The sequence below is a fragment of the Vibrio sp. 10N.261.55.F4 genome, assembly GCF_041470465.1.
Classification (GTDB): domain Bacteria; phylum Pseudomonadota; class Gammaproteobacteria; order Enterobacterales; family Vibrionaceae; genus Vibrio; species Vibrio crassostreae_C.
In genome coordinates this window covers 163,313-189,082 of record NZ_JBFRMM010000002.1, presented here as the reverse complement: position 1 = coordinate 189,082, position 25,770 = coordinate 163,313, and the positions used below count along the sequence as shown (strand labels likewise).

Here is a 25,770-nt window from a genome sequence, read left to right as displayed (position 1 = left end):
AGCATTGTCTAATATTTATTTTGAAGCTATCACCTCGGGATTGAGCGTTTGGTCCAAGGGCTGTGATTAGACTAAAGCACGCTAGTAAAGGTAATACGCGTTAGCGAGTCGAGTACAGGTTAGCCAAATTAACTGTCATGAGCATAATGAACAGGATCATGGATGTGCTGACTGATTACGTTCTTCAGATCTTGTTCATACAGATCTAGCCAGGCATAACGCTCACGATACAACTTACGCTTTTGACGTTTTAGAGCTTCAAGATCTTTCCTGTTCGGGTTTGTCGGGAGACGATAGAAATAGTTATCATGCACCTGTCCATCGTGCTCTTCCCACAGACTGTCGTATTTAAGGCTGATGTCTTTGTTTTTCTTACCGTAGCGTAATGAGTTCGAGACATGACCAGACTCTTTTACCGCATAGATATTGTCGATACCCAAGTTAATAGCGAGCAGTCGTAGTGTTTCTACCATGAAGGATTTAGGTCTTAAACCGTAAAAAGCTTTGGTGAATGTGCGGCTAAATCCATTGTCATTGGCGCCACCCTGTATACCGCCGATGTAGATGTTGTTGTCGAAAACAGTAAACGAAATGGTATACATTTTTTCGAGTTGAGAGTTGGTCAATGAAACTGTCAGTTCACCTTCTTTTCTCGCGTTTCTTTCGAAGCTGAGATTAACCAGATAAACGTTGTCATCTATCTCAAGTTTTAAAAGATTGAGCCTTTCGTTATAGATTTGGTGTCTAGCTTCTGTTGCGAAGGTGTTTTCAAACCAGTCGTAGTGTTTGGATAAGATATCGATCTTTTCTTTATTGCTAAAGCCAGTACATAAGTAGGGAGTCACAAATTTAGAAAGGAAGTTGGGTTGCTTGATAAATAATAACTTTCTCTCTTCAGAGTTGAAATTATTACTCATTTTTCGAGTAGCTGAATAATAAAACAGGGCTCGAATAGTAAACTTAACTATCGCTTTGTACTTACCCTTATTTTTATGGGTATTTGCTTCAATCCCCATGCGAACGACATTCATAATCACCTCAAAGAAGAAGGATTGCTCGAACATAGTCGTGTCATGAACCCTTCCAATAATCTCACCAATAACAAGAAAATGATGATAGTGAAAAAGGTGATTTGGGTAAGTATGGATATGTATAGCTATGTAACTCAATCAGTTACTTAGCGTTCAGATTTTGGACAGATGTGTTTGTCGCTTTAGTGGGGAGGGGTATCAATGTTATTTATTAGAGGCGCTTGCTCCTAAATCAAAAATGCCACTACAAATCTGCAGTGGCATTAGAACGATAACAAACTATCACCTTGCTTAAACCTAAACTTTAGTTCTTATATAAACTAAAGTTCTAACAGTTTAGCCAGTTCACGCTCTTCGAGAAGCTCTTCAATGCGTTGACGAGTCTTAGGCGTTTCGGCTTGCGCTTTAGTCGACTTGCCTGCTTTTTTGCTTCGGCTCGTTTTCGCTTTTTCCTTAGTCGTCATCGTAATCTTCCTTGTGTTTTTTGTGTTACAGGTTGCACGTCTCTTTTAGTGCCTTGCCCGCTTTAAATGCTGGCGTCTTTGATGGGGCAATCTGAATCTCTTCTCCGGTTCGCGGGTTACGACCAGTGCGAGCAGCTCGAGAGTTAACTTTAAAGCTACCAAATCCAAGGATCGATACGTCATCACCGTTCGCAAGCGAAGTAGAGATACCTTCAACTAGCGCATTTAGTGCTGTGCCTGCTTGGTCTTTTGAGATGTCTGCAGAAGTCGCGATGTGTTCAACTAATTGAGATTTGTTCATTATCTATATTCCTTATTGAGTACGGCTGGCGTCTACCTTTAGCACCTAGCTTATGCGATCTTATCAACAGCAATTGAAATAATGTCAGTGAGCGGGTAGAGCTTTGTAAAGTAACCAACAGAATTGACTATAAAAGCATCTGTCGGTTCAATCAATGCAATTCATTGATTATCATTGGTTTATAGACATGTTGCCCAAATTTACTTGAGAAAAGAGCATTAGGGTTGCCCGTTCGATTCATAATCCAAATCGAAGCTGTCATCTATCACGTTGATAACGAAAGAGTAAAAACAAAGAAGCCCAGCTTAATTGCTGGGCTTCATGTTATGCTGTCAGAGCGATTTGTTAATTCAGAACTATTTAGTAATAAAAATTTGTTCTGTTTCTAGTGATGTCATCGTGCGAACTTGACGCCAAATGTAGTAGAAAATACCTAACATCATCAGCATGCTTGGGATGGCGATTGCTGGGTAGCTGTAAAGTGTCAGCTTGCCAAGTTCTTCATTAAAGGCAGCGGTGCCAGCAGGGCTAGTCACAATCCAAGTCGCTAGGAAGTAGTTCATAGCTGAAGAAAATGCGAAAGTACTCGCGAATAGGTAGTTGGATGTCATTAGACAACGATCAAACTTTGCTTGGTTACCGAACTGCTTTAGGCGCTCTTCAATAAGAGAGATATTTAACAGGGCCGGTGTGAAGATAACTTTCTGGATAAACGGGTAGCGGGTGAAGGTTGAGCCAAGAACCGCCAAACCAATTAGACCAGGGATTAATGCTTCTTTTAGTGCTAACCAACGAGTGTCTAGCTCAAAGAAACCAATACCGCCCGTCAATAGCACGCTTACAAAGCCGAGCGCAGCGATGAAGTTGAACTTCTTATTGCGGATTAACTCCATGCCACCATAAGCAATAGGGAAGGCAAGGGCAACAAGCAAAGCTAAGCCTGTTCCGAGATGCTCATCTCCACTGAACTTCATTAAAATGAATGAAGGAAGAAAGACGTTAAACACGACTTCGAAAAGAGGACTCGATTTTTTGTTTTCTGTGTTACTCATAATTTCTAAATACATTATGTTATGGATTTATTCTCAGGGATTGTTGTTTACCTCGCCCAAGATGTAAAGCCTTAAGGCGTCATGCTGTGTAACGACATGTGACATCAACGACATCTCTGAGCCTAAATAACGCTTAATTTAATACTTTGTGAGGGATGTTTATCTGGCCGACTTGGGGAAATCGAGTGGAAATTTTGGTTTAGTTTATTCAAACCTAATTCAGTTTATTGCGTTGTCGCGTACTCTCACTCACATTCACCGCTCTTAAACGATTGATGAATGTGAAATGAGGCAGAACAGAAAGGAAGAGTTATAAGCCCATTATTCGTCGAAAAGTAGGTTAAAGCTCAAAGGGATTTGGTCGGAAATCGCTAATCCACCCACGGTCGCTGAAAGTTTGTTTAGATTCTCTGTCGATATCCCAAAATCAGCGCCGTTGACGATGATTGTCGAAGCTGAGCTAACCATGACAAACCCTGAGGATGGAACCACCACAACTGGGAAGTCGATCGTTTTGGTTACGCCGTGTAAAGTAACTTCCGCTGCTACTGTTGTTCTTTTTGGATCACCAGATAGCATCGACGGTTCAACCTTCCCAGAGATCTTCACTTCAGGAAAAGTCATCGATTCAAAGTAGAGTTCATTCAGTCTCTGGTCACGAATAGCGACTCCGGTGCTCACGCTTTTCAAGTCCAATACTATTGAAAACTGACCCTCTTCGGTAAGTCCTCCAGACATAGGTTTGATGGATGCGGGCTCGACAACAAACTGCTTTTTAATGGTCGCGAATGTGATGTTCGATAACTTCGGATCTAATGTGTAGCCCGACTCCGCGAAAGATTGAGCGGAGATAACGGTGCATAGGAGGCCGAATGTAGAGATTAGTTTTTTCATAAGTTGTCACCAGATTGATGAATTCACAGGTTTACGTTCTTGAGTCGTACGTTTTTAAAATGACTTTTTGGAAAGAGTGATTGAGAGAAGCTTAGTTCAGCATTCGAAAAATTACCGCAGGAAAAGAAGAGCGTCGCTGTATTACTGGAATCATGATCGACGAAGTGACTTGTTTATTTTTAGTTATGTTATAACATAACTAAAATCACTCTTGCCAAGAATAATTATTCTGTTGGTAAAAGGGAAGCGATGAGCATGTATCAAGGAGACGACGTAATGAATGCCGTGTTAACCAAGCCTTTGGCTACCAATAGCAGCCAGCCACTCAACATTAGTTCAGCTGTGAGTATTCAGGATAAGGCAAATCACAAGCCAAGCTCGAGTGCTTCTGAGCAGCCAACGGTATTAGCGGATATCTACCAAAGTGATATTAATATAGCGGTATGGCAGCGACAGTTTGATGAAGGCTTAACGACGGCAATTAGTGAATTTATCGCCTTGAATCCAAACTTTAGTAAGTCTGTTAGCGTGTCACCTGAAAATGCTTTCGATAAGTTGGAATTTGCCACCGATGGCACCGCCTCTAAAGCGCTGTTAGAAAACATGGCAGAGCTGGTGGATATGTTCTGTTGTTTGTTTGAGCTTGAAGAAGTCGGGTTACGTTTAGCCGTTCTGAATAAAGCGATGTGCCCACGTTTCCATTTTGATCAAGTGCCTTGCCGCTTGGTGACAACTTATCATGGTGTTGCGACTCAATGGTTGCCAAACGACTTAGTCGACCGTTCTAAGCTAGGGCTAGGGGCTAACGGAAAGCCTGATTCTGTTTCAGGCCTGTACAACGACGAATCTGACATCCAGAAAATGGCCAGTGGTGATGTTGCGTTATTAAAAGGGGAGCGTTGGAGTGGCAATGAGAATAGAGGCCTTGTTCACCGTTCACCAGTCACTTCATCTGACGAAACACGATTGCTGTTAACGTTGGACTTTGGTTGATCAACTTTTGACTATTTAGTTCGCAACCTGTTTCTATTCAGACGTTCAACTCATTTAAATACCTTCCTAATGAGCTAACGGTATGGCGCGATCTGTGCCGTTATTACTCTCAAACAGAGACACTCATCAGCTGACCATGTTTAACACATTAATTCAAAATTTAGAGTTTACCATTCTCTAAATCAATGGGTTACGATGCGTGCTCTTACTCACACATATGAATAATTCAACCGGTTAGCTGGTTTCTTAATTTATTTTAAAGCGTAAAATATATCCCGCTTGCAAACCGCTTTGGCAATCAATTTGTTCGCCACGGTTTATTACTTCCAAATTATAGGTTTCCTATGTTCAAGAAACTCTCGCTTAAAAATAAGCTGGCGATTTCAGCCAGTATGGCCATTATCCTGGGGGGGATTTTGGTCGAGGCATTGTCTTTTCGTGCTTCACTGCAAAGGTTGGATATTGAAGTTGAACAGCGCTTAGAGGGCGCATCGGCTTCGTACAATCAATATGTATCGGATTGGATCTTATCCAAAGAGCGTGCGCTTACTTCTCTTTCGAAAGAGTCCAAACAAGAAAGCTTGGTGACTCATCTAAAACAGGTTCGTGACTCAGCCTCTTTTGATAATGTCTTCTTGGCATTTCCTGATGGTTCGCAAAAGAACGCGAACGGTGTTGTGTTGCCACCGGGCAATGATGATCCACGCGTATGGGGTTGGTACACCAATGCGGTTGCGAACCCAAGCAAGGTGTTCATGGATAACCCAACGGTTGCTGCAGCAACTGGGGCGAACGTTGTTTCATTAGGAACAGCAATGCAACTGCATGGGCAACAGGTTGTGTTGGGTGCTGATGTAGAAATTACAGACATCTTAAACAGTCTAGAGCAGGTGATTCTTCCAGGTGAAGGTTACATGTTCATCGCGACCAATAAGGGCACGGTTTATACGCACCCTGACACTAAGTTACTGAACAAAAACATCAGCTCACTTGGGTTAGATTTTGCGGACGTACAAAAGGCGCTGACTAGCGGTAAAGACACTTCTATCGAGTTGAATGGCAGCGACTATGTTCTGTACGCACGTGCGATTGATGGAACGAGCCTGATTACTGTGAGCGTTGTTAACCATGACTCATTGGTTGCGCCACTATTTGATGCAGTGATTGGTCAAGTGTTGGTGACGCTACTTGTGGTGATCGTATGCACCATACTGTTTAACCTGTTGTGTACGATTCTATTCCGCCCGTTGAACCACGTATCTCAAGCACTGGCGCAAATCGCGAATGGTAGTGGTGATTTAACTCAACGCATTCATGTCGAAAACCAAGATGAAGTGGGTGAGTTGGCTCATAACTTCAATACCTTTGTTGGAAGCTTACAGCAGTTGATTGGCCATATCCGTGGGCAGTCAGAACAGCTAAACAGCCAGTCAGAGCAAAGTGCTCAGCGTGCGAACCGTTCGGTGGATGAGCTTAATCATCAGCAGCAAGAAATCACTATGGTCGCGACGGCCGTAACTGAAATGGCGAGCGCCACGCAAGAGATAGCATCGCATGCCGAGCAAACAGCAAAAGCGGCGCAAGATTCAGCGACAAGCACTAACAGTGGTCACGCTCTGGTTGTGGATACCAAAGGTTCAATCAATAACCTAGCCAATGAAGTGAATGAAGCGGGTAGTGTGATTAGCGAACTTAACAAGCATGCTCAAGAGATCTCGACTGTACTCGCAACGATTCAAGGCATTGCAGAGCAAACCAACTTACTTGCTTTGAATGCTGCGATTGAAGCGGCTCGTGCGGGTGAACAAGGCCGTGGTTTTGCTGTGGTAGCTGACGAAGTGCGTGTGCTTTCGCAGCGCACTCACTCTTCAACAGAAGAGATCAAATCAACGATTGATATCCTACAGCGCACGACAGCGCAAGCGGTTGAGCTGATGGAAAGCAGTTCTAAACTGGCGATACATTCAGTAGAAGATGCCGACAGAGCTTCGCATGCGCTTGAAGAGATCAACTCGGCGGTGGCTTTGATCAGTGATATGGCGACTCAAATCGCGACGGCTGCTGAAGAGCAAACACACGTGACGGGTGAGATTACCCAAAACATTACGACCATTAAAGATGTTACTGACCACTTGGTTGTGGGCGCACAGGACAGCTTAACTGAGTCAAACGAACTTAAAAGCCAAGCCGCGGGTTTAAGCGACAAAGTGGCGACTTTTAAGCTTGCTTAACTGTTTCACTCGCTGATGCCTGATCAGTGAGTGCGCGGTAAGCAATAAGTCAAAGCGACGTAGATTACGTCGCTTTTTTTGTGCTTGTGATTAAGAACTCTTAATTAATCGGCTTGTGAAAACTCTTTCAGCGCACTCATTGCGGCTTCTGCTTTGTCTTTTTGCACAAAGATGTGGTCGTGATAGTAGCCTGCAACAACGTTAGCGCTAATGCCGTATGAGCCAAGCTTTGTCGCAAACGCTGCCGTCAATCCAACCGCTTCAAGGCTCGAATGTACCGATAAAGTGATCAGGCTAAACACAGCGTCGAAGTCTAGCTGAGCTTTGGTCGCAACGTCTTCTTCCAGAACCAGCGTTAAACCTTCTTTTTCACGAAAAGTCGAGATTGGATTGAGCTGAACATAGTCTGCTAGCGCTCCGTCGACAGTGCAAAAAACATAGTTACCGTCGATTAATTCTGGTGACATGGATTTCAGTAGGAGGTCTAGATCCGTAATGGCAGTCATAGTCAGTTTCCCTGCGTTAATAAGCTAATTGATGATGTATGCAGTCACGATAGAAGCAACTGACAGTTAAGTAAAATTAATGATTTTAATTCTGCATCAGTTTTACTAATGGCAAGTTTTCCTCCTTAGTGATGGCATCGTACTTCTACCAACTTGTCGATTGTTCCATCTCGTCAGATAAATGGTCGATAAAGGCTCTTAACAGCGGTGTGACTTGTTTACGCGTTCCATAAATAGCATGAACACCGAGCGTTTTAGGTTGCCATTCAGAAAGCAGTGGCACTAATAGACCATCACGCATCAAGGTTTCCACTGAAGGGAAGGGCAGTAAACAGATACCGTTGCCTTTGAGTGTGGCAGAAAGCAGAACCTCTGAGGTGTTTGCACTGATATTCCCTTTAATCGGAACCGATTCGAGCCCATTGGGGCCATTGAACGTCCAAGCGGTTTTGCCAAAGTAACTGAACGATAAACAGTTGTGGTGCGCTAGATCTTGGGCTTCTGTGGGTGTGCCTTTCTCTTTTAGATATTGAGGCGATGCGCAAATCACGGAGCGGCATTCACCGATCTGCTTCGCGACAATATTGGGCGTCAGTTCGTTGGTTATGCGAATGGCCAAATCGATGCGTGACTCAACCAGGTTGACGGTCTGATCAGTCGAGATAATGTCGATAGAAACCTCTGGCCATTTGGCTATGAAGCGACTAATTGATTCCATCAAGAAGCTATCGACAATCGAGTAGCTCGCAGTAATACGCAGCTGACCTTTTAAATGCTCTCGGTTTTGGTTTCTGATCCCAGCTAGGGATGTTTCCAGTGCCAAAAGTTCTCTGGCGACCTCAAGTGTTTCTTTACCTGCGCTGGTTAAACTCAAGCTTCGTGTTGTTCTGTGAAGCAAGCGTGTGTCCATCCATGTTTCTAACTCACCCAAATAACGAGTGACCTTGGTTCGTGAGAGATCAAGGTGCTCTGCCGCAGCGCTTAAACTGCCACGTTCCACTATGGTGACAAAGACATTCATTGCCTCGAGTTTATCCATTGTTTTATTGCCTAGAGAATTAAACCGACCTCAGTATATGTCCGAAAACTGCAATAGTTAAAGTCAATTTGATATCTATTTCATCTAAAAACAATCAAATAAGATATTTGGACATTCAACGAGTTGGCAGGTGTTCAACTCCAAGTATCGGAATAAAGCCATGAATACGTTATCGAAAAACCTGTTATTAAAAAGCATGCTTTTAGGAACCATAAGCCTAGGAACCGTGCTGGCATCAAGTGTTGCTTTAGCTGTGGATCTGAACATCACTCACTATAACCCCGGTGAGAACGCGATATTCCCTGCAAGCTCGGTATTGGTTTCGGGTGAGAAAGAAGTGATTCTATTTGACGCACAATTCAGTGTCGCAGACGGACAAAATTTGGTGGAGCAAATCAAAGCCACAGGCAAAAAATTATCGATGGTTTACATCAGCAGCGGCGACCCAGATTACTACTTTGGTTTGGAACCGATAGTTTCGGCATTTCCTAACGTTAAAGTCGTTGCCAGTGAAGCCGTTGTCGCGCATATCAAACGCACCAAAGATGCAAAGCTTGAATACTGGGGGCCTATATTAGAAGGCAACGCGCCCTCTAAGGTGATTGTTCCAATGGTGATGAACGACACAACATTAAGCATCGAAGGTGAAACCATCGAAGTGAAAGAGATAAATACACACCAAGCTTACCTATGGGTTCCGTCTGAAAAAACGGTGTTTGGTGGCGTGTCGGTGTATAGCGGTGTGCATGTATGGATGGCAGATACTGCATCGAAAGAGATTCGTAGCCAGTGGTCACAATCGTTGGAGCGTATGAAAGCACTAGAGCCAGAGGTTGTAATTCCGGGTCACTATTTAGGTGAAATGCCAACAGGAATAAATGCAGTTCACTTCACGAAGGATTATGTGGCTGATATTGAAAAAGCGTTGGCGAGCAAAAGTAATCCAACATCGGTCGAGATCAGTGATTACATGAAGAAAGCCTACCCGAAATTTGAGGCTACGGAAGGCGATTTAGAACTTGGCGCGAAAGTGCTAAGCGGCGAAATGGCTTGGCACTAGAGTTGATTATCTCGGTTGTGTCCCAGAACAGTCTGAAGATTGTATGCTAGATTTATTGGTGATACACAACTGGAGATATCGATGATCTGGCTTTCAGTGAAAGTACTACAGATTGGACTTGTCTATGGATACAGGAAGTATCAAAAAACGAAAAGAGCTCCAGCTTAGGAGCTCTTTTTTTGTTTCGGAGAGACGACTTTCTATTTCAAGTGAGAAAGAAAATCAGCATTTACCCGGTTTACAGTTAGTAGTCAGATTAGCCTAGTAGCCAGATCCGCCCTGCAACTCAATATCACCAATAAGCGAAAGTATGTTGAAAATAGAACCCATTACTCCTCACATCGGCGCTCGTATTCACGAACTAGAGCTTTCTACATGCAGTGCTGATGAACTCGATAAGGTGTATCAGGCACTTATTGCCCATCAAGTGATCTTTCTCGACGGGCAGACTTTGTCTCCAGAACAACACTTGATGATTGCACAGCGCTTTGGAACGTTAGAACCTGCACATCCTTTCTTCCCTCGCGTGGAAAGTGCGCCACAGGTGAGTGTGATTGAAACAACCCGTGGCAATGCGCCAAAGGAAAGTTATTGGCATACCGACTTAACGTGGCGCAGCTTGCCGTCGAAAGCTTCCCTGTTGCATGCTCAACACATTCCAAGCATTGGTGGTGACACTATCTGGTGTTCTATGACTGCGGTTTTTGAATCTCTACATGAAGATATGAAAGCTAAGTTGAGAGGGTTGTCGGCGACTCATTCGCTTGTGGCCTTTGAAGGTATAGAATCAGAAGACATTGATCTCGATTGGCACAAATCCTTGATTAAAACAGCACAGGAGAATCCGCCAGTGGTTCACTCTGTTGTTCAAGTTCATCCTGAAACGGATAAAGAAACGCTCTGTATCAATGAACAGTTTACTCGTTATATCAACGAACTCGACCGCAAAGAGAGTGATGTTTTACTCAGCCAACTGTTTGAAATTGCGAGACGCCCTGAGTTTCAAGTTCGTTTCAAATGGGACAACGGCTCAATGGCGATCTGGGATAACAGGGTAACGCAACATTACGCAGTGATAGATTACGGGGATACTCCAAGAAAAATGCATCGAGTAACAGTGACATAGCGGTAAGCTGAACACAGTTATCAAAAGAACACCGCGCATGCCCATCCCTGAACCAAGCACTCGTACTTAAATTTAAGCGTCAGCAGGGTGCATCATTCATCTACGCTTAATAATAAAAACAAATGCGTTGGTACATATTTGATTGAAACCTCACTGCTCGGACGTGATGTGTAATATAATCGGCGCCAAAATATAAGTATAAAAACCAAATCATAGAATTAATAAACGTCAGGGCTTAGAGAGCAAAGTATTTCGTATGAACGCGATTCGTAAAGTTTACCAGTACGCAGAACCGAATTTAACCCTCGTGGGTTGGATGGGCTTTGTCGGCTTCCCAATTTACTACATTGTGTGGGAGTTTTTGTTCCCGCAACCCTACGAAAACTTAGCGCTTCGCCTGTTTTGCTCGGTATTGTTCTTTGGCATTATATTTCGCAATCGCGTCCCATTTGAATGGCGAAAATACCTTCCGGCTTATTATCAAGTTGCCGTAACTATCTGTTTGCCAGGTTTCTTCTTCTACATGCTGCTAATGAATAATTGGTCCAACGTTTGGGTTATGTCATTCATGTCGGCTATTTTCCTCCATATTTTATTGGTGCACGTGACGAGAGTGATGTTTGCACAAACCTTTGCCGGTATTGGGATTGCTACCTTGTGCGCTTGGATTGCACAAGGCTTCTACCTCGAACTCACAATGGATTGGACGCATGTGCCAATCTTTTTGTTTATCTACTTATTCGGCAACTTGTTCTACTTCCGCAATCAGGTGGAACATGAAAACAAGGTGTCATTGGCGAAGTCTTTTGGTGCGGGTATTGCCCATGAGATGCGAAACCCTCTAAGCGGATTACTTACCTCTATTGATGTCATGCAGTCCATATTGCCGAACCCTAAAAGTGGCGATCAAAAAGGGCAATATGCGTTAAGCAATGAAGACGTGATTCAGTTGCGCGAAGTGGGCGATGAAGCGATGGAGATCATTCATTCCGGTAACGAAACGATAGATCTGTTACTGACTTCAATTGATGAAAACCGAGTCTCTCGATCTACGTTTAAGAAGCATTCAGCGCAAGCGGTGGTTGAGGATGCGATAGACAGTTTCAATTACAAGCGCTCTGCTGATAAATCAGCAATCTCTTTAGACGTACAGAGTAACTTTGATTTCTTGGGTAGCGACACTTTGTTGAAGTACGTGATGTATAACTTGTTCAAGAACGCATTCCACCATCGCAGCCCTGAAGATTTTCATATTCATGTCACCATGTCTAGTGATGAAGTGGCCAATCAAATAATGGTTACCGATAACGGATCAGGCATCTCAAATGATGTGATTCGACGCATTTTTCAGGACTTTTATACTACTGGCCAATCGGGTAATTACGGCTTAGGTTTGCCATTTTGTCAGAAGGTAATGCGCTCGTTTGGTGGTGAAATTAAATGTCAGTCTGAAGTGGATCAATGGACACAGTTCACGATGACTTTTCCGTCTTTGTCTTCCCATTCGGTGAAAGAAATCAAGAATGAACTGACTAAACTTAAGACTGTGCTAATGGTGAGTGACCAGAAAGTTCTCACCAATAAAATGACTGAGGTAGCCCGTTTTATGGGGTTTGAGCTCACGGTGTTGGATGTAGCATCAGCGCTTAAAAATAAGGAATACCAGTTCGAATTCGACTTGATTTTCGTTGATATGGAGAGCTTGGATTTAAGAGCCAATTGCCTCGATAAGATTGAATCGTTACTTTCGTTCACTGAGGCGCGAATCATTTACTTGTATGAGCGTCATCCTATCAAGCGTGTACGTAACATTTCTTTCGAGCCTATTTGGGTGGAAACACAAGTCTGGCTACTAAATACTAAAGCGACCATTGACCGTTTACTGTTTGACTCCAACTACGTGATGCCATCGGTTGCTGTAAAACCGCTAGAGGCCACCACTAGACGTACGATTATGGTGGTCGATGACAATGAATCTCTACGCCGATTTACGGCAATGTTATTGGAAAAACAGGGCTTTGATGTTGTGCAAAAAGAAGACGGACAACAAGCCTTAGATGCGCTTGATACCGACGAAATCGACTTGATCCTAATGGATATTGAAATGCCAATCATGGATGGTGTTGAAGCTTCTCGCCGAATTCGCAGTGCCGACAAAGAATACTCTTCGGTGCCGATTATTGCTCACACGGGTGACAGTTCTCCCGTTACCTTGGAAAAGATGGAATCATCAGGCATGTCGGACTTTATTGTTAAACCTGCCGATAAAAACCGACTGTTTGATAAAATTGCTCACTGGATTTAGCGGGTGTAATAGTCTGAAGTTCACGGCCATTGGGTAGACATAGATTCAAGAAAGAGCTCAGCGAATTGCTGGGCTCTTTTTGTATCGCGACATGATAGCGTCCATTCAGTCCTGCCGTTGGTGTTGGTTATAAATATGGTTCGAAAAAGGTTACACGAACTCTAACTCGGGGTGATGGTACGCTTCGTGACAAACCGTGAGCACATGGTCAATGTCTCTTGGCGTCATATCGGCATTCACTGAAAAACGGATGATGTTTTTGTTCTTGCCAGTCGCAGGGCGGCAGAATACCGCACCGAACACATCACGTTCTTCTAAGAAGTCTCGCACACGCTCCGTGTTTCTTTCATTGCCGCACTCTAGCGCTACAATTTGAGACTCACTGCGGATATTAAAGCCAATTCGCTTTAGCCCCGTAGTCAGCGACTTAGCCCGATTGAATAAGGCTTCTCGTTTGTCTTCCGCACCTTTGATCACCTCCAACGTTTTCTCTAAACGAACCACTTCTTGTGGTAACACTGTTGAGCTAAAAATCGCAGGGTACGCCACAAACGGCAAGGTTTTAGACAGTTGTTTAGGGCCAAGGATTGCCCCAGCGCGATAAGCAAAGGTTTTTGCCAAGCTAACGGTGATGAAGTCGACTTGCTTGGTGAGCCCCAATGCTTGCACTAAGCCTGCACCATTCTCTCCATGTGTACCCAGTGAATGGGATTCATCAACGACGACCGCACAATCAAACTCTTGCGCCATTTCGTAGATGTCGCACAGTGGGGCAATGGTGCCTATTGTGCTGTAAACCGAGTCGACAACAATGACACCTGAGCCGTGGCGCTCTAACTGTTTGCGTAGGTGATTCATATTGTTATGCATAAACGGATGGGCAACTGCGCCGGCAGCCCGAATCCCTTCCCATAGCGACATGTGTGCAAGGAAATCAATATACACAGGTGTGCCCGGTGGGCAGATGGTTTGCAATAGCCCAATATTGGCCGCCCAGCCCGATTGAGAAAGCAAACAGCTCTCCATTCCAACATAGTTCGCAAGCTCAGTTTCGAACGCAGGTTTAGACTGCTCATCTTGTAAGAAAATCGCAGACATCACCACGTTGTCATCGTGCTCACAGATCGCTGCTTGATGGGCTTGTTGGATCTGTTTGTTGTGTGACAGCGCTAGGTAATCATTGCTCTGCATCACAACGGCACTGCGCTGGGGGCGTTTACCCAATACCAAATGCTTTTGGCTTTGGTTCTGGGTAATCAGGTCTTGAATATAGAAGTTCAAGCGTTCTTCGATAAAGGAAGGTAGTGGTTTGTTTTTTGTTTTATCACTCATAATAGTTCTCTTCAAATACAGGAAAACGCCAGCGCTGACGGCTGTATATTGACGATAAAAAGTGATGTGTCATTAGCCAAGTTGCATAAATTTGTGGGTGCTTGCAAACTCAGCATTTAAGGGTTTTGAGGCGAGTGGGTTTCCTTACGGTTCGGGGCTTTACCCGAATTAAGATAGGAATAATAGCCTTCTTTTTTATGACAAAAGGCTATTAGAATTCGGCATTCGAAGGCATTTAAAAAAGCGGATTTTGAAAGGCTACGTGCTACGTGCTACGTGCTACGTGCTACGTGCTGTTAGCTGTGAATATGGATAAGCTCGATTAAGGCATCCAATTGCTGCTTGGCTCCACCCTCTAACGAATACCCAATATTGATGCGTAAGCAATTGCTGTAAAGGTCGAGAGTGCTGAACAGGTGTCCAAGCCTAATATCAATGTTCTTCTCGGTAATGCCCTGAGCAAAGGCTGAGTGGGCAGGGCAACGCCGTAGCTCGCAGCTGAGAACTGAGCCTTGTATTCGTTGATAAACCTGCCCGGCAAGCACCATCCCAAACGGTAACTCGGTGACAAACTTTTCGATACTGATCCACACCATAAGACAAAACCGCCTTTGTCGTAGTATTTCGCGGGGAGCGGCGTGTGTGAGGAGTAGGACAGTTCCAGATACACATCATCTTCAATGATCGGCACTCGATAGTGATTCGCTAATTCAGCCAGTTTCTGCTTTTGAGTGGCTGACATGTTGATCCCTTGAGGGTTCATATGAGAGGTAGAAAAGATCGCGGCATCGACTTGTTTATTTTTCAAATGCGCTTCCAGTTGTTGCAAGTCGACACCATCATCTAGAGACGGGATCTCGATGATTTTTCGCGACATTTGTCCGAGCAATTCCAGAATACCGTTGAAACATGGTGAGCTAATAGCGATGGTGTCGCCTTCTTTAGTGCAAGATTCAAGTGCGGCCTTAATCGCAGACATACAGCCAGCCGTAATCACCATCTCTTCAGGTGAAAAGTGCACATCGAGCTTGGCAAAATGAGTGGATAATGCCTGTCGTAAAATCGGCTCACCTTGTGTATCTGGGTAATGGTTAAGCCTGTTGCTCATACGCCTAATAGCGCGACGAAAACTTCGTTCCAGTTCAACGATCGACTGCTCATCATTAGTGGTGCTCGAAACCCCTAAAGGCCCATTGATTGAGTTGTGAGTCGATGAGGTTTGCCTAACGCTGGACACCTTACTCTCAAACTGTGCCCACTCTGGGGTTGAGTGAGCAGGTTTATGAGGAGAAACAAAATATCCCGCTTGCGGTCGAGAATGAATCCAACCTTGTGATTCCAGTTTTTGGTAGCAGCTCACCACGGTCGACATGCTGATCGCCTGTTGCTTGGCGCTACTTAGTCAGTTATGGCTTTGTGTTCGGTGTGGGTATCTGGGGTATGGCTTCATGGTCGATCACTGCTGGTTTATCGTCTGGGCTTTCATCGGTCTTGCTTTCAACCAACGTATTAATCGGCATGGCGGTTGGCGTGTGGTTGTTCAAGGAGAGTGCTTCTATTCGTAAATTATTGGGTGCGATGCTAGCCATGTGTGCGTTGGCGGTATTGGTATCTGCAGCAACGGGCAATGTCACCGTTAATGGCGTGATCTTGATTATGATTGCGGCGTGCAGTTGGACCTTGATGGGCGTGATCGTTAAGGCATCGAAAACCACTCAAGCTTTTGCGTTCAATGTCTGGGGGATGCTGTTTGCTCCAGTGCCATTTGCCGTGATGTTACACGGTGACCAAATAATCTGGCAGGGCATCGAACAATGGGATTGGAACACGACGATTGTGGTGCTGTTTCAAGCTTACCCAACCACGCTATTTGGTTATTGGGTATGGAATAAGCTGCTAATCCAATACCCTTTAAGCACGACCGCGTCGTTAACCTTGTTAGTGCCTATCTTCGCATTGATTAGCGGTTACTTTATGTATGATGAGGTGCTGTCTGTGGCTCAGGTTGTTGCATCAATACTGTTTCTTGTCGGAATTGGTTTGATTGTGAAACCTGCGAATGTAACGAATACCAAAGCGACACAAACACTTGCTGAACAAAAATGATTGAAGAAAGCTGATATTGCATGAGCTGCTTTGAATGACAAATAAGACCTCGCACTTGTGAGGTCTTATTCTATGTCGAAGAAGTGAAGTTATTTAAATAACCAACTTACTAAGCAATCAACTAACCATACACGCAAGTAACTGGCTCTCAAGATCATCGTCTATTTCTAGACCGATCATTTCTATTCTGATTTCGATACACTCATCGAGTTCTGATTCCGTCAAGCCATCCTCTGTTAAGTTGTAACCGAAAACCTCAAAAGAACATAGGCTTTTATAAGTGAATTCGAATTAAATTCTGAAATGATACAAATCTTATATTTAATAACGCTTATTTAGTAACCTCTGTTGAGTCCCATATCAAATCAAGTGGCTGATTTTATTGGGTATCGGAGAAAAGTCTCAAAAATTATTATTTAGTTCGCTAAAGTTTTAAATTCTATTAATGGTTGTTTGTATGGAATATAACGCCATTTCGTTACTGTTGAGTAGATGGTTTTTAGCTATATATGTGAAATTTGAAGCGAGTTATCTTTCTGATTTGAAAGAATAATTAAATAGTTAAGATAAAAAAGTTGGCGAAAATCAGAAGCTTGGCATACACTTTCCTAGTAAATGACCTTATCTCATTGATTGAATAGGGTAAATGCTTTGGCGCTACTGGCGATGGTAGCAATGTTTAACATAGCTTTGAGGAAAGTTTTATGGCACTCACGAAGGCCGATTTGGCTGAGAACCTGTTTGAGACACTCGGATACAGCAAGCGGGATGCCAAGGAAACGGTGGAAGTGTTTTTCGAAGAAGTTCGTAAAGCGCTCGAAAATGGCGAACAGGTAAAACTGTCTGGTTTTGGTAATTTTGATCTTCGCGAGAAAAACGAGCGACCTGGTCGTAACCCGAAAACTGGTGAAGACATTCCAATTTCTGCTCGACGTGTTGTTACTTTTAGACCGGGACAAAAACTAAAGGCCCGTGTCGAAAATATTAAAATCGAGAAGTAGCCAAGCAATAGACCACGCCTAGCGTGGTCTTTTTGTATCTGCATAGAGTTTAAGCTAAACGCATTTCTTTAATTTTTAGTAACCTTTCTCAAACTCCATCTATTTACTGTCCGGTAAGAACTTGCTTTAGATGCGAAAACAGAGGCTAGGCCTCTGACTTTGAATCTTCACTCTAAAGGGCTTGTTGAACCTTACTTGCGATGTCTTCAGACACCCAAGGCTTCCATACCTGTGGTGAGCTTTCTAGAAAGTAATACATGGCTTCTTCGGCGTCGGCTTGGTTGTCTTCCATCCAGGCCAGCAACTCACTCATTTGTTTATTGGTAAAACCACGCTTTTCAAAGTATTGGTAGGCAAGAGGTTCGTTATTAGCAAAGGCTTCTGTGGTGATTGTGTGAACCGGTGCTGGTGGATACATGGTCACTTTAGGAGATTCACAATCAGGTTGTGTCGTACAGTTACGGAATTCCTCAGTGTCAGTACCACTTCCGAAATCAACCTTCACCATTTCATACTTACCTAGCACAGGCGTAGGCGACCAGTAATATCCAAACCATGCTTTTTTGCGTTCGTAAGCTTTCGCTATCGTACCTGCTAAAGCGGCGCCTGAGCCGGGATCAACCATTTCAAAATTGTGATCTTCTAACTTAAGCGCATCGAACAGGTGACCGGAGGTAATCTGACAAGTCCAACCCGCAGGGCAGCTATAAAACGCAAACTTCTCATCATCTTCTGGGTGTTCAAACAGCTTTGCGTTTTTAATCACACCTTCAATGGTTGTAAGCTCTGGGTACTGTTCAACAAGGTAGTTTGGTACCCAGAAACCTTCTTCACCGCCGTTGACCAAAGACTTGCCCGCGTAACGTAGACGCTTATCCGCAACACCCTTATCCAACGCTTCTTTGATGCCATTAGTCCAAAGCTCTGGCGCAACATCAGGTTGACCTTTTTCAATCATTGACGTGCCCGTAGGGACGCTATCACCGGGGATTAAGTCCGCTTCACAGCCGTAGCTGTTATTCAAAATGAATTGGTCGACATGAGCAATAGGCTCGCCGAGTTCCAGTTCATGTCTGCAATGGTGATCTTTCCGCATTCGTCAGCACTAGCGTGTACAGAAAACGCAGCAAGTAGCGCGATGGAAAGCATGGATTTGTTATTCTGCATTGACGTAATTCCTTTTCTTGTCAGAAGCTTATTCGCTATAGAAACAGAAATGTTCGACGGAGAAAAGAGACTGAGATCTAAATTTAAACGATCTGATTATTTGGGATAGGAAGTGGAGAGGCTACTCAACAAGTACTAAAAAGGGCTGCGAGTGCAGCCCTTGTGATGTTTATTGGAATACCCTATCTATGTGTTAAGCCGCTTTAATGTGCGTTGTAATGTACGGTTGCCATGCTTGTTGGTAAAGCTCTAAAGATTGGCGTCGTAGGCTATTGATTTGTGCCGCTTCGATATCGTTGATTGGGCGATGTTCTGCAATTGCGTGACGCTCAATGCCTTGGATAATTTCGTATAGCTCGTGCTCAGGACCACTTTTCACGTCAGCAATCGCTTTTAAGTGAAGTTGAACCTCTGCAATGATGTTGGTTTTAGGCAAACGAACCAACAAGTTAAGGTCACGGTAACCAGAGTCAGCCGGCGATTTAAACTTATTTTTCAGCTTAACAACGTCTGCTTCACGGCTTAGCGCTTCGTAAACTTCAACCAAGCTCTCTACATCGTTCGCGATGATAGTTGCACGGGCTAAGTCGGTAATTTTTGTCACATCACCATCAAGCTCAAGGGCGATTTTTTCTTCTGCGCGAGCTTGAGATTTAACGCCAGCAAATAGCGCTTCAGAATTGGTGAGTAGGGCAGTACTTTTACAGATAGTTTCTAGTTCAGCTTGGCCTTGATGCGCTTTGCTGTACAAAATATCGAAGTCGGTGTAAGGCTGAGTCGGGCGTGAGTCGAAGGCTTTGATGCCGTAAAGGCCGCTCAAACTATGACGGAATACGTTTGAAGATACTTGGTTTTGCGCAGGAGTGCGCGTTTGATCTGTTGAACTTGTTGAAACAGGTGCTGCTGCGAATGCAGGCGCTCGGCTCAATACCAAAAGCATTAGGGCCGTCGTACGGAGAAATACACTCATTCAAACTCCAAAATACAAGGTTACAAAAAACGGGTAGTCAAAAGGGGTAACCAGTAACGCACAAGAGTAAAAACAGCTTAACTAAACTCACTACATATTAAATGGGGCTAGCTAAGACAGAAACCAACTCTAACGTTTAATATTGCTTTAAAATGTGAAGATATAGACAAATAATCCAACCGTTAGTTCCGCAATTATCAGAACTTTGAACTTAGCCAGTTTCTGATTTTATCGAAATCAATTTAGTACTTTAAACCAAGCTAAGGTTGCTCTTACCTCTCTATACTGTACCCTTGCATTATGACTGTTTAACATGAACGAAAGATGAATAATCCTGAATTTTGGCACAATAAATGGGCAGCCAACCAAATTGGTTTCCACCTCGAAGATGTAAACCCACTTCTGATTAAATTTTGGGAAAATACTGAGCCTAGCTACGAGAAGAGTGTGTTTGTTCCACTTTGTGGCAAAAGTGAAGATCTGATTTGGCTAGCTTCAAAGCATGAAGAGGTTCAAGGTGTCGAGTTAAGCCAGATTGCGGTTCGCGCATTTTTTGCAGAGCACCTTTATACCCCGACTGTGACTCAAATTAGCGGTCAGCACGAGCTCTACCAATTCGATGAACTGAACATCTACACGGGCGATTACTTTTCAGCGCCAATCCAACCTGTCGATACCATTTATGATCGCGCGTCTTTAGTCGCATTGCCTGAAGAGATGCGAGTGCAGTACGTAGAGCGCTTAAAACAACTGCTGAAACCGGGCGGTAAGATCCTTCTGGTGACTCTGGATTATGATCAAAGCGAGATGGCGGGGCCTCCGTTTAGCGTACCTAAGTTAGAGATTGCTCAATTGTTTGCAGGATACAAAATTACATTGTTGAATCAAGATATAGCGAACGATGAACATCCGAAGATTGCTAAGAAAGGCTTGTCTCGCTTCTGTGAAGAAGTGTATTTGATTGAGTCAGACGCTTAAGTTCAGTCTGCTTAGTTAAGCCAACAGATAACACCAACAAAAAGACGGGCTCGATAGCCCGTCTTTTTATGGTTCAGATTTGAACTCGTGATTGTTCAGAATTGAATAGCAGGTTAGTAAATCACTTTTACTTTTGACGCGCTCTCAATGGCATCTTCAATCGCTGTTTCTGTGCTGTTACGACGAGTAAGCGCCACACCTAAACGACGGCGACCATCGATATCAGGCTTACCAAACAAGCGAACTTGCGTTTGTGGTGCGTCTAGCGCTTCTGCAAGGCCTTCAAAGCGGATATTCGTTGATGTGCCTTGACCAAGGATTACGGCAGAGGCACAAGGGCCATACTGAGTAATTGATTTGATCGGCATACCTGTAAATGCGCGTACGTGTAGTGCAAATTCCGATGAGTCTTGAGACATCAGAGTAACCAAGCCAGTATCATGTGGGCGAGGGGAGACTTCATTGAAGATCACGTGGTCGCCTTTAACGAACAGTTCAACACCAAAGATGCCGTGACCGCCTAATGCGTTAACCACTTGCTCTGCCGTGTATTGCGCCGCTTTAAGTGCGTTGTCAGACATGACCTGTGGCTGCCATGATTCGCGGTAATCACCGTCTTCTTGGCGGTGACCGATAGGCGCACAGAAGTGAACACCGTCGACTGCGCGAACGGTAAGTAGCGTAATTTCGTAATCGAAGTCGATGAAGCCTTCAACGATTACACGACCCGCGCCAGTACGACCGCCTTCTTGTGCGTAGTCCCAAGACTTCTGAATGTCTTCCTCTGTTTTGATAACGCTTTGGCCTTTACCTGAAGAGCTCATTACTGGCTTAACAACGCAAGGCATGCCCACGAATTCAACAGCGGCTGAGAAATCTTCAAAGGTGTCTGCAAAGCGGTAAGGAGAAGTGCTCAGCTTTAGCTCTTCTGCAGCTAGGCGACGGATACCTTCGCGGTTCATCGTTAGCTTAGTCGCATTTGCAGTGGGAACGACATTTAAACCTTGCGCTTCCAGCTCTACCAACTTGCTGGTGGCAATAGCTTCAATTTCAGGAACCACATAATCTGGTTTTTCAAGTTCAATGACTGCTTGCAGTGCATCGCCGTCTAACATGTCTAATACATGACTACGATGTGCAACTTGCATTGCTGGTGCGTCTGCATAACGATCACAAGCAATAACTTCCAAACCTAAACGTTGGCACTCGATAGCAACTTCTTTGCCGAGTTCACCTGAACCTAATAGAAGTACACGAGTAGCATTTTCACGAGTAGCGGTACCAAACATAGAAATTCCTTCCGATCTTTTAAACGATTGATTGAAAACGGGGTGATCATACTTATTTAAATGACAAAAGCAAACGTTTGCGCAAGTTGCTACGTTAATTACAAGTATAAAAAAAGCAGCCCCGTTAAATAGGGCTGCTTATTTAAATTATTGTTAACTAGATGTACTTAGATTGCTAAGTAAGTCACTGGAATGTCGGGATTAATCGCTTCTAATGTAGATTGCGTATCCGCTAGGTGACTGATGCTACCTTCGGCAATTTCAACCAACGCTGCACTTTCAATCTGTTCAAAATCGAAGCCAGCCAGTTTAAGTTGAATCAACGCCACTTGTAGAGGAGGTAAGCTCGGGTTGAACGCTGCGTTTTCAGCGTAAGCACCGGTGAAAATCTCACCCGACGTCAATTGCAGTGAAACACCACTTAGGTTTTTGGTGTAAGGAGCATGGCTGCGGTTTAGTGCTGCTAGCGCTTCTACAACAATAGGCGTTGTTTCTTCGGTCGTGTACTTATGATCAAGCTTAGTCATTAGGCCAGTCGTCACACCTAAATCAGCAGGGCCGAACGAGTCTGGTAGGTACTCTTGCAGAGACATTTCATCACGTTGTGGAAGCTGAACTTTAAGTTCTTTTGCTGTGGTCAGTTCGTTCATGAATTGACGACAGTGACCACAAGGACTGAAGTTTATGGTGATATCTGAGATACCTAGTTCGCCTTTCATCCAAGCGTGGCTGATTGCAGATTGCTCAGCGTGAACGGTTTGACCAAGTTGAGCACCAGCGATTTCAAGGTTTGCACCAAAATACAGAGTACCAGACAAACCACGCACGATTGCACCAACATAAAAGTCAGATAACGGAGCGTAAGAATACGCTGCGGCAAAAGGAAGTAGCGCAATACGTAGCTCGTCATCCGCTAGACCACTTGCTTGCAGTAGGCTAGCAAATTGTTCTGGAGACAATGTCGCGTCAAAGTTGTCTGCTAATACGATGTCACTCAAAAGTGCTTTGATTGCTGTTGGAGCACTTTCCAGCGCCAGGGTAATACGACTGTTCATGTTGAATCCTTAATTGACCTTAGGCTTTAATTCTATGCAATGCTCAGGAATTTTCTGTGACCTTTATCACTACTGCGTTGTTGTTGTTACATTGGTTTGCATAATTAGAGTGAGGTCACAGATGAAATCGATTGCAAGAGTAAAAACTACCATTGATATCCCACTTATTGGCCTAAACAGGGCGCGATTTGACTGCTATTGCCGAGTAATTGCGAGAAAAAAGCCCAAGCTATCACTGAAATAATCAGGTTATGCTTGGGCTTATTGATATCTGTAACGCTTAAAATTCGCGAACCAGTGAGTTTAGCTATTTACCAACTCATCTATTAGAGCGCGTATAAACTGTAATCAAAGTGGTTAAGAATAGAACCAAACCACGAGCGAAAATATACTCGGTGCGATGATTGAGGTAATGACGCCACAAAGCACAAGAGCCAAAGAACTGAATGCTGCATCTTCCTGATTCTTTTCAGCACAAGTTGCCGTACCTAAAGCGTGAGACACGGTACCCATGGTTAAACCACGGGCGATCGGGCTCTTAATACCAATGAGGTTGTAGATTGGGTAAGCAAAAATTGCCCCAAATAGACCCACAATCAATACCAGTATTGCCGCAATCGCTGCTTCACCACCTAAATGGCTCGATACTTCCATCGCAATTGGTGTGGTGACTGACTTACCTAATAAACTCGCAATCAAAGTTAAGTCCGCTTTAAAAGCCACTGCTATTAATGCCGTTGTTGTCATCGACATCACACTGCCTAGCGTGCACGCAAAGGTAATGATGCGCCAGTTGGCTCTGATTTGAGGTAGCTGCTCATAAAGTGGGTAAGCAAGTGCAACAACCGCAGGCTGCAGCATGTAGGTAATCCAAGTGTTGTCAGCATAGTAAGTCTCAAACGGTACTCTAAAGAACGTGAGCATCGGAATGATGATACCAATGCTGATAAGCAGGGGGTTACACAGCGGCGAGTTTACTTTTTGACTTACCCAGCGAGCAAATAGGAATACCACGATGGTGAGTAGAATCCACATGATCAGTTACCTCTCGAAAGCAAGCGGTCTAAGAACCATGATAAGGATACTAACACCAATAATGTGCCACCAACGGCGCTCGCCATAATTGGCAATGCGTTCGCGATGAGCATGTCGAAGTGATCCATCAACCCAACACTGATCGGAACAAACAGTAAGATCATTAGGCGGATAATCAAGCTTGCGCCGGGTTGTACCCAGTGCGAAGGAACAATACCAATCACCATGGCGGCAAACAGAATCAACATGCCAAAAATACTGCCAGGGATTGAGGTATCCAAAAAGTGCTGTAACGCGTTACCTGCTGTAAGTGCACCTATGATTAAGGTGAAGGAGATTAAGCAGTAAACCAGTTGGATCAATCTTTCTTTCAAAGTGTTACGTCTCTTGATAATGGAATTAGCTAGCTAACTTTTCTACGTATTGATAAACCGCCTTCAAGATAGCCATTTTCTTCTCGTCGCTTTCATGTTCATGCGCGAGGTTTTCAAGGTTTAGCATGTACTCTTCTAAACGGCTTTCATAAAACTCACGACAATGGTTCGCCCATTTCAATTGCTCAGCTTCGTCGAGCGTCCATGGGAAATGACGAGCACGGTAACGGAACAGTAACGGTTTAATACGTTCATCACCGAAGGTGATATCTAAAGCTGCCAAGTTATTTGGGTCAGTTTCGCGAATGATGTTCATCGCTGTTTTATCAGCAGGTGAGAAGAAACCGTCATAAAGGTGTGTATCAACATCATCACTCTTTTCGTACTCTCGCTCTTGTGAGTACAGGCCGATCAGTTTTTCGCGGATCTCTGGGTGTTCGCGCAGCAGTGCCAAGTTCTTCAAGCATTGTTGGCGATCGATACCGATGGTTTCGGCATTTTCAGCCGTCAGCGTTTTGGCTGGAGCAAGAATAGGGCACTTGTTCAGTTGAACCAATTTGATTGGTACTGGTAGCTCGTCTTCACCCAGTTCACTGCGTTTGGTGTAGAGTCTGTCTCTGAGTTCATCAGCGTCCAGTTCTAACAGTGGGCTTGGATCTTTGGCTAAATCAACCACGATAACCGCATTTTGATTGGTTGGGTGCCAAGCCATAGGCACAATCCAACTTGTGTAGTTGCAGTCACGGCCAAACATGCCCGAAACGTGCATCAATGGTGTCATGTTTACGATATCAACCAGATCATTCAGCTTACGCTTATGACGCATGTTGTAAAGGTAATCGAACATCTTAGGTTGCGCAGCTTTCAGCTTCTTCGCTAACTCGATGGTCGCAATAACATCGGCCATCGCATCGTGCGCGTTCTCGTGTTCAATGCCGTTTGCCACAGATAGGTGTTCCAGTTTGAAGCTTGGGTAACCTTCTTCGTTCTCTGGCCAAACAATGCCTTCAGGACGCAGTGCGTGAACAGCGCGCATTACATCTAATAAATCCCAACGAGAGTTGCCATTCTGCCAGCTCCACGCATATGGGTCGATGAAGTTTCGGTAACAGGTGTAACGCGTTACTTCATCATCAAATCGAATACTGTTGTAGCCAAGGCTTGTGGTGTTAGGTTTCGCTAACTCAGCATGGATCTTAGCGATAAACTCTGGCTCAGGGAGACCTTGTGAAGCCGCTTTCTGTGGTGTGATACGGGTGATCAACGCAGCTTCAGGCGCAGGGAGGTAATCAGCGGGAGGTTGGCAATAGATAACCAGAGGCTCTCCAATAACATTGAAATCTTGGTCGGTACGAACACCTGCAAATTGACTCGGACGGTCTTTTGCTGGGCTAACGCCCCAAGTTTCGTAATCGAAAAAGAAGTAGGTCGGCTGATTATCTGAACTCATTGAATTTCCTG

At 44.2% G+C, this 25,770-nt stretch carries 21 protein-coding genes and 4 pseudogenes; 8 read left to right on the top strand and 17 right to left on the bottom strand.

Going from position 1 to position 25,770, the window contains the following annotated elements:
- Positions 1–128 precede the first annotated feature (128 nt).
- From AB4249_RS01670 to AB4249_RS01650, 5 genes are all read right to left on the bottom strand, one after another.
- Positions 129–1,031 carry a VirK/YbjX family protein gene (locus AB4249_RS01670; protein ID WP_372102313.1) on the bottom strand — a complete coding sequence of 301 codons (903 nt, stop codon included), beginning with the start codon at positions 1,029–1,031 and terminating at the stop codon, positions 129–131.
- A 320-nt stretch (positions 1,032–1,351) separates the two neighbouring features.
- The gene (locus AB4249_RS01665) at positions 1,352–1,495 is read right to left on the bottom strand and encodes a hypothetical protein (protein ID WP_017059112.1); all 144 of its coding nucleotides are present in this window, start codon (positions 1,493–1,495) and stop codon (positions 1,352–1,354) included.
- A gap of 25 nt (positions 1,496–1,520) precedes the next feature.
- Complete coding sequence (locus tag AB4249_RS01660) at positions 1,521–1,796, bottom strand: HU family DNA-binding protein (protein ID WP_065584244.1); 276 nt, start codon at positions 1,794–1,796, stop codon at positions 1,521–1,523.
- Positions 1,797–2,152: 356 nt separating this feature from the next.
- Positions 2,153–2,848 (bottom strand): VC0807 family protein, encoded by a 696-nt coding sequence (locus tag AB4249_RS01655; protein WP_017059114.1) that lies wholly within the window; start codon positions 2,846–2,848, stop codon positions 2,153–2,155.
- Between the two features lie 321 nt (positions 2,849–3,169).
- Positions 3,170–3,742, bottom strand: coding sequence for a YceI family protein (locus AB4249_RS01650; RefSeq protein WP_229647247.1), 573 nt, complete (start codon positions 3,740–3,742; stop codon positions 3,170–3,172).
- Between the two features lie 276 nt (positions 3,743–4,018).
- Here AB4249_RS01650 and AB4249_RS01645 point away from each other — a divergent pair, with 276 nt between their 5' ends.
- Positions 4,019–4,735, top strand: a complete 717-nt coding sequence (locus tag AB4249_RS01645; RefSeq protein WP_017070813.1) for a DUF1826 domain-containing protein — start codon at positions 4,019–4,021, stop codon at positions 4,733–4,735.
- Between the two features lie 344 nt (positions 4,736–5,079).
- The gene (locus tag AB4249_RS01640) at positions 5,080–6,966 is read left to right on the top strand and encodes a methyl-accepting chemotaxis protein (protein ID WP_372102223.1); all 1,887 of its coding nucleotides are present in this window, start codon (positions 5,080–5,082) and stop codon (positions 6,964–6,966) included.
- 104 nt (positions 6,967–7,070) lie between these two features.
- On the opposite strand, the gene AB4249_RS01635 is transcribed toward AB4249_RS01640, so the two are convergent.
- Complete coding sequence (locus AB4249_RS01635) at positions 7,071–7,472, bottom strand: ACT domain-containing protein (protein WP_102427795.1); 402 nt, start codon at positions 7,470–7,472, stop codon at positions 7,071–7,073.
- A gap of 145 nt (positions 7,473–7,617) precedes the next feature.
- Entirely contained in the window at positions 7,618–8,511 is an 894-nt protein-coding gene (locus tag AB4249_RS01630) for a LysR family transcriptional regulator (protein ID WP_017059121.1), read from the bottom strand.
- Positions 8,512–8,671: 160 nt separating this feature from the next.
- Here AB4249_RS01630 and AB4249_RS01625 point away from each other — a divergent pair, with 160 nt between their 5' ends.
- The 3 genes from AB4249_RS01625 (at position 8,672) to AB4249_RS01615 (ending at position 13,002) form a co-directional block, all read left to right on the top strand.
- Positions 8,672–9,571 (top strand): Vmh family MBL fold metallo-hydrolase, encoded by a 900-nt coding sequence (locus tag AB4249_RS01625; RefSeq protein WP_102393121.1) that lies wholly within the window; start codon positions 8,672–8,674, stop codon positions 9,569–9,571.
- A gap of 310 nt (positions 9,572–9,881) precedes the next feature.
- Positions 9,882–10,697: a TauD/TfdA family dioxygenase gene (locus AB4249_RS01620; RefSeq protein WP_017059123.1), complete on the top strand. Its 816-nt coding sequence runs from the start codon at positions 9,882–9,884 to the stop codon at positions 10,695–10,697.
- A 256-nt stretch (positions 10,698–10,953) separates the two neighbouring features.
- Complete coding sequence (locus AB4249_RS01615) at positions 10,954–13,002, top strand: response regulator (RefSeq protein WP_372102222.1); 2,049 nt, start codon at positions 10,954–10,956, stop codon at positions 13,000–13,002.
- A gap of 150 nt (positions 13,003–13,152) precedes the next feature.
- On the opposite strand, the gene cqsA is transcribed toward AB4249_RS01615, so the two are convergent.
- Both cqsA and AB4249_RS01605 read right to left on the bottom strand, forming a co-directional pair.
- The gene (gene cqsA, locus AB4249_RS01610; protein WP_371722118.1) at positions 13,153–14,334 is read right to left on the bottom strand and encodes an alpha-hydroxyketone-type quorum-sensing autoinducer synthase; all 1,182 of its coding nucleotides are present in this window, start codon (positions 14,332–14,334) and stop codon (positions 13,153–13,155) included.
- A 296-nt stretch (positions 14,335–14,630) separates the two neighbouring features.
- Positions 14,631–15,727, bottom strand: a pseudogene (locus AB4249_RS01605) (PLP-dependent aminotransferase family protein); the annotation flags it as partial.
- Between AB4249_RS01605 and AB4249_RS01600 the strand changes: the two are divergent.
- Positions 15,718–16,440: pseudogene (locus AB4249_RS01600) on the top strand (DMT family transporter); the annotation flags it as partial. The pseudogenes AB4249_RS01605 and AB4249_RS01600 sit on opposite strands and share 10 nt — an antisense overlap.
- Positions 16,441–16,557: 117 nt before the next feature.
- Here AB4249_RS01600 and AB4249_RS01595 read toward each other — a convergent pair.
- Positions 16,558–16,695, bottom strand: a pseudogene (locus AB4249_RS01595) (GTP-binding protein); the annotation flags it as partial.
- A gap of 449 nt (positions 16,696–17,144) precedes the next feature.
- On the opposite strand from AB4249_RS01595, the gene ihfA reads away from it, so the two are divergent.
- Positions 17,145–17,441, top strand: coding sequence for an integration host factor subunit alpha (ihfA, locus tag AB4249_RS01590; protein ID WP_004734853.1), 297 nt, complete (start codon positions 17,145–17,147; stop codon positions 17,439–17,441).
- A gap of 172 nt (positions 17,442–17,613) precedes the next feature.
- On the opposite strand, the pseudogene AB4249_RS01585 reads toward ihfA, so the two are convergent.
- A pseudogene (locus AB4249_RS01585) lies at positions 17,614–18,608 on the bottom strand (ABC transporter substrate-binding protein).
- Between the two features lie 193 nt (positions 18,609–18,801).
- A complete protein-coding gene (locus tag AB4249_RS01580; protein WP_017059130.1) occupies positions 18,802–19,578 on the bottom strand; it encodes a RelA/SpoT domain-containing protein in 777 nt (258 codons plus the stop codon).
- A 324-nt stretch (positions 19,579–19,902) separates the two neighbouring features.
- On the opposite strand from AB4249_RS01580, the gene AB4249_RS01575 reads away from it, so the two are divergent.
- Positions 19,903–20,556: a thiopurine S-methyltransferase gene (locus tag AB4249_RS01575; protein ID WP_102333249.1), complete on the top strand. Its 654-nt coding sequence runs from the start codon at positions 19,903–19,905 to the stop codon at positions 20,554–20,556.
- A gap of 113 nt (positions 20,557–20,669) precedes the next feature.
- On the opposite strand, the gene purT is transcribed toward AB4249_RS01575, so the two are convergent.
- The 5 genes from purT to sbcB all read right to left on the bottom strand — a co-directional run bounded on the left by purT (position 20,670) and on the right by sbcB (position 25,759).
- Positions 20,670–21,845: a formate-dependent phosphoribosylglycinamide formyltransferase gene (gene purT / locus AB4249_RS01570; RefSeq protein WP_102333250.1), complete on the bottom strand. Its 1,176-nt coding sequence runs from the start codon at positions 21,843–21,845 to the stop codon at positions 20,670–20,672.
- A gap of 167 nt (positions 21,846–22,012) precedes the next feature.
- Positions 22,013–22,900 carry a cytidine deaminase gene (gene cdd / locus AB4249_RS01565; RefSeq protein WP_017069825.1) on the bottom strand — a complete coding sequence of 296 codons (888 nt, stop codon included), beginning with the start codon at positions 22,898–22,900 and terminating at the stop codon, positions 22,013–22,015.
- A 357-nt stretch (positions 22,901–23,257) separates the two neighbouring features.
- Positions 23,258–23,935 carry an LrgB family protein gene (locus AB4249_RS01560; RefSeq protein ID WP_372102221.1) on the bottom strand — a complete coding sequence of 226 codons (678 nt, stop codon included), beginning with the start codon at positions 23,933–23,935 and terminating at the stop codon, positions 23,258–23,260.
- A 2-nt stretch (positions 23,936–23,937) separates the two neighbouring features.
- The gene (locus AB4249_RS01555; RefSeq protein WP_004734867.1) at positions 23,938–24,309 is read right to left on the bottom strand and encodes a CidA/LrgA family protein; all 372 of its coding nucleotides are present in this window, start codon (positions 24,307–24,309) and stop codon (positions 23,938–23,940) included.
- Positions 24,310–24,334: 25 nt separating this feature from the next.
- Positions 24,335–25,759 carry an exodeoxyribonuclease I gene (gene sbcB / locus AB4249_RS01550; RefSeq protein ID WP_017091224.1) on the bottom strand — a complete coding sequence of 475 codons (1,425 nt, stop codon included), beginning with the start codon at positions 25,757–25,759 and terminating at the stop codon, positions 24,335–24,337.
- Between the last annotated feature and the right edge of the window lie 11 nt (positions 25,760–25,770).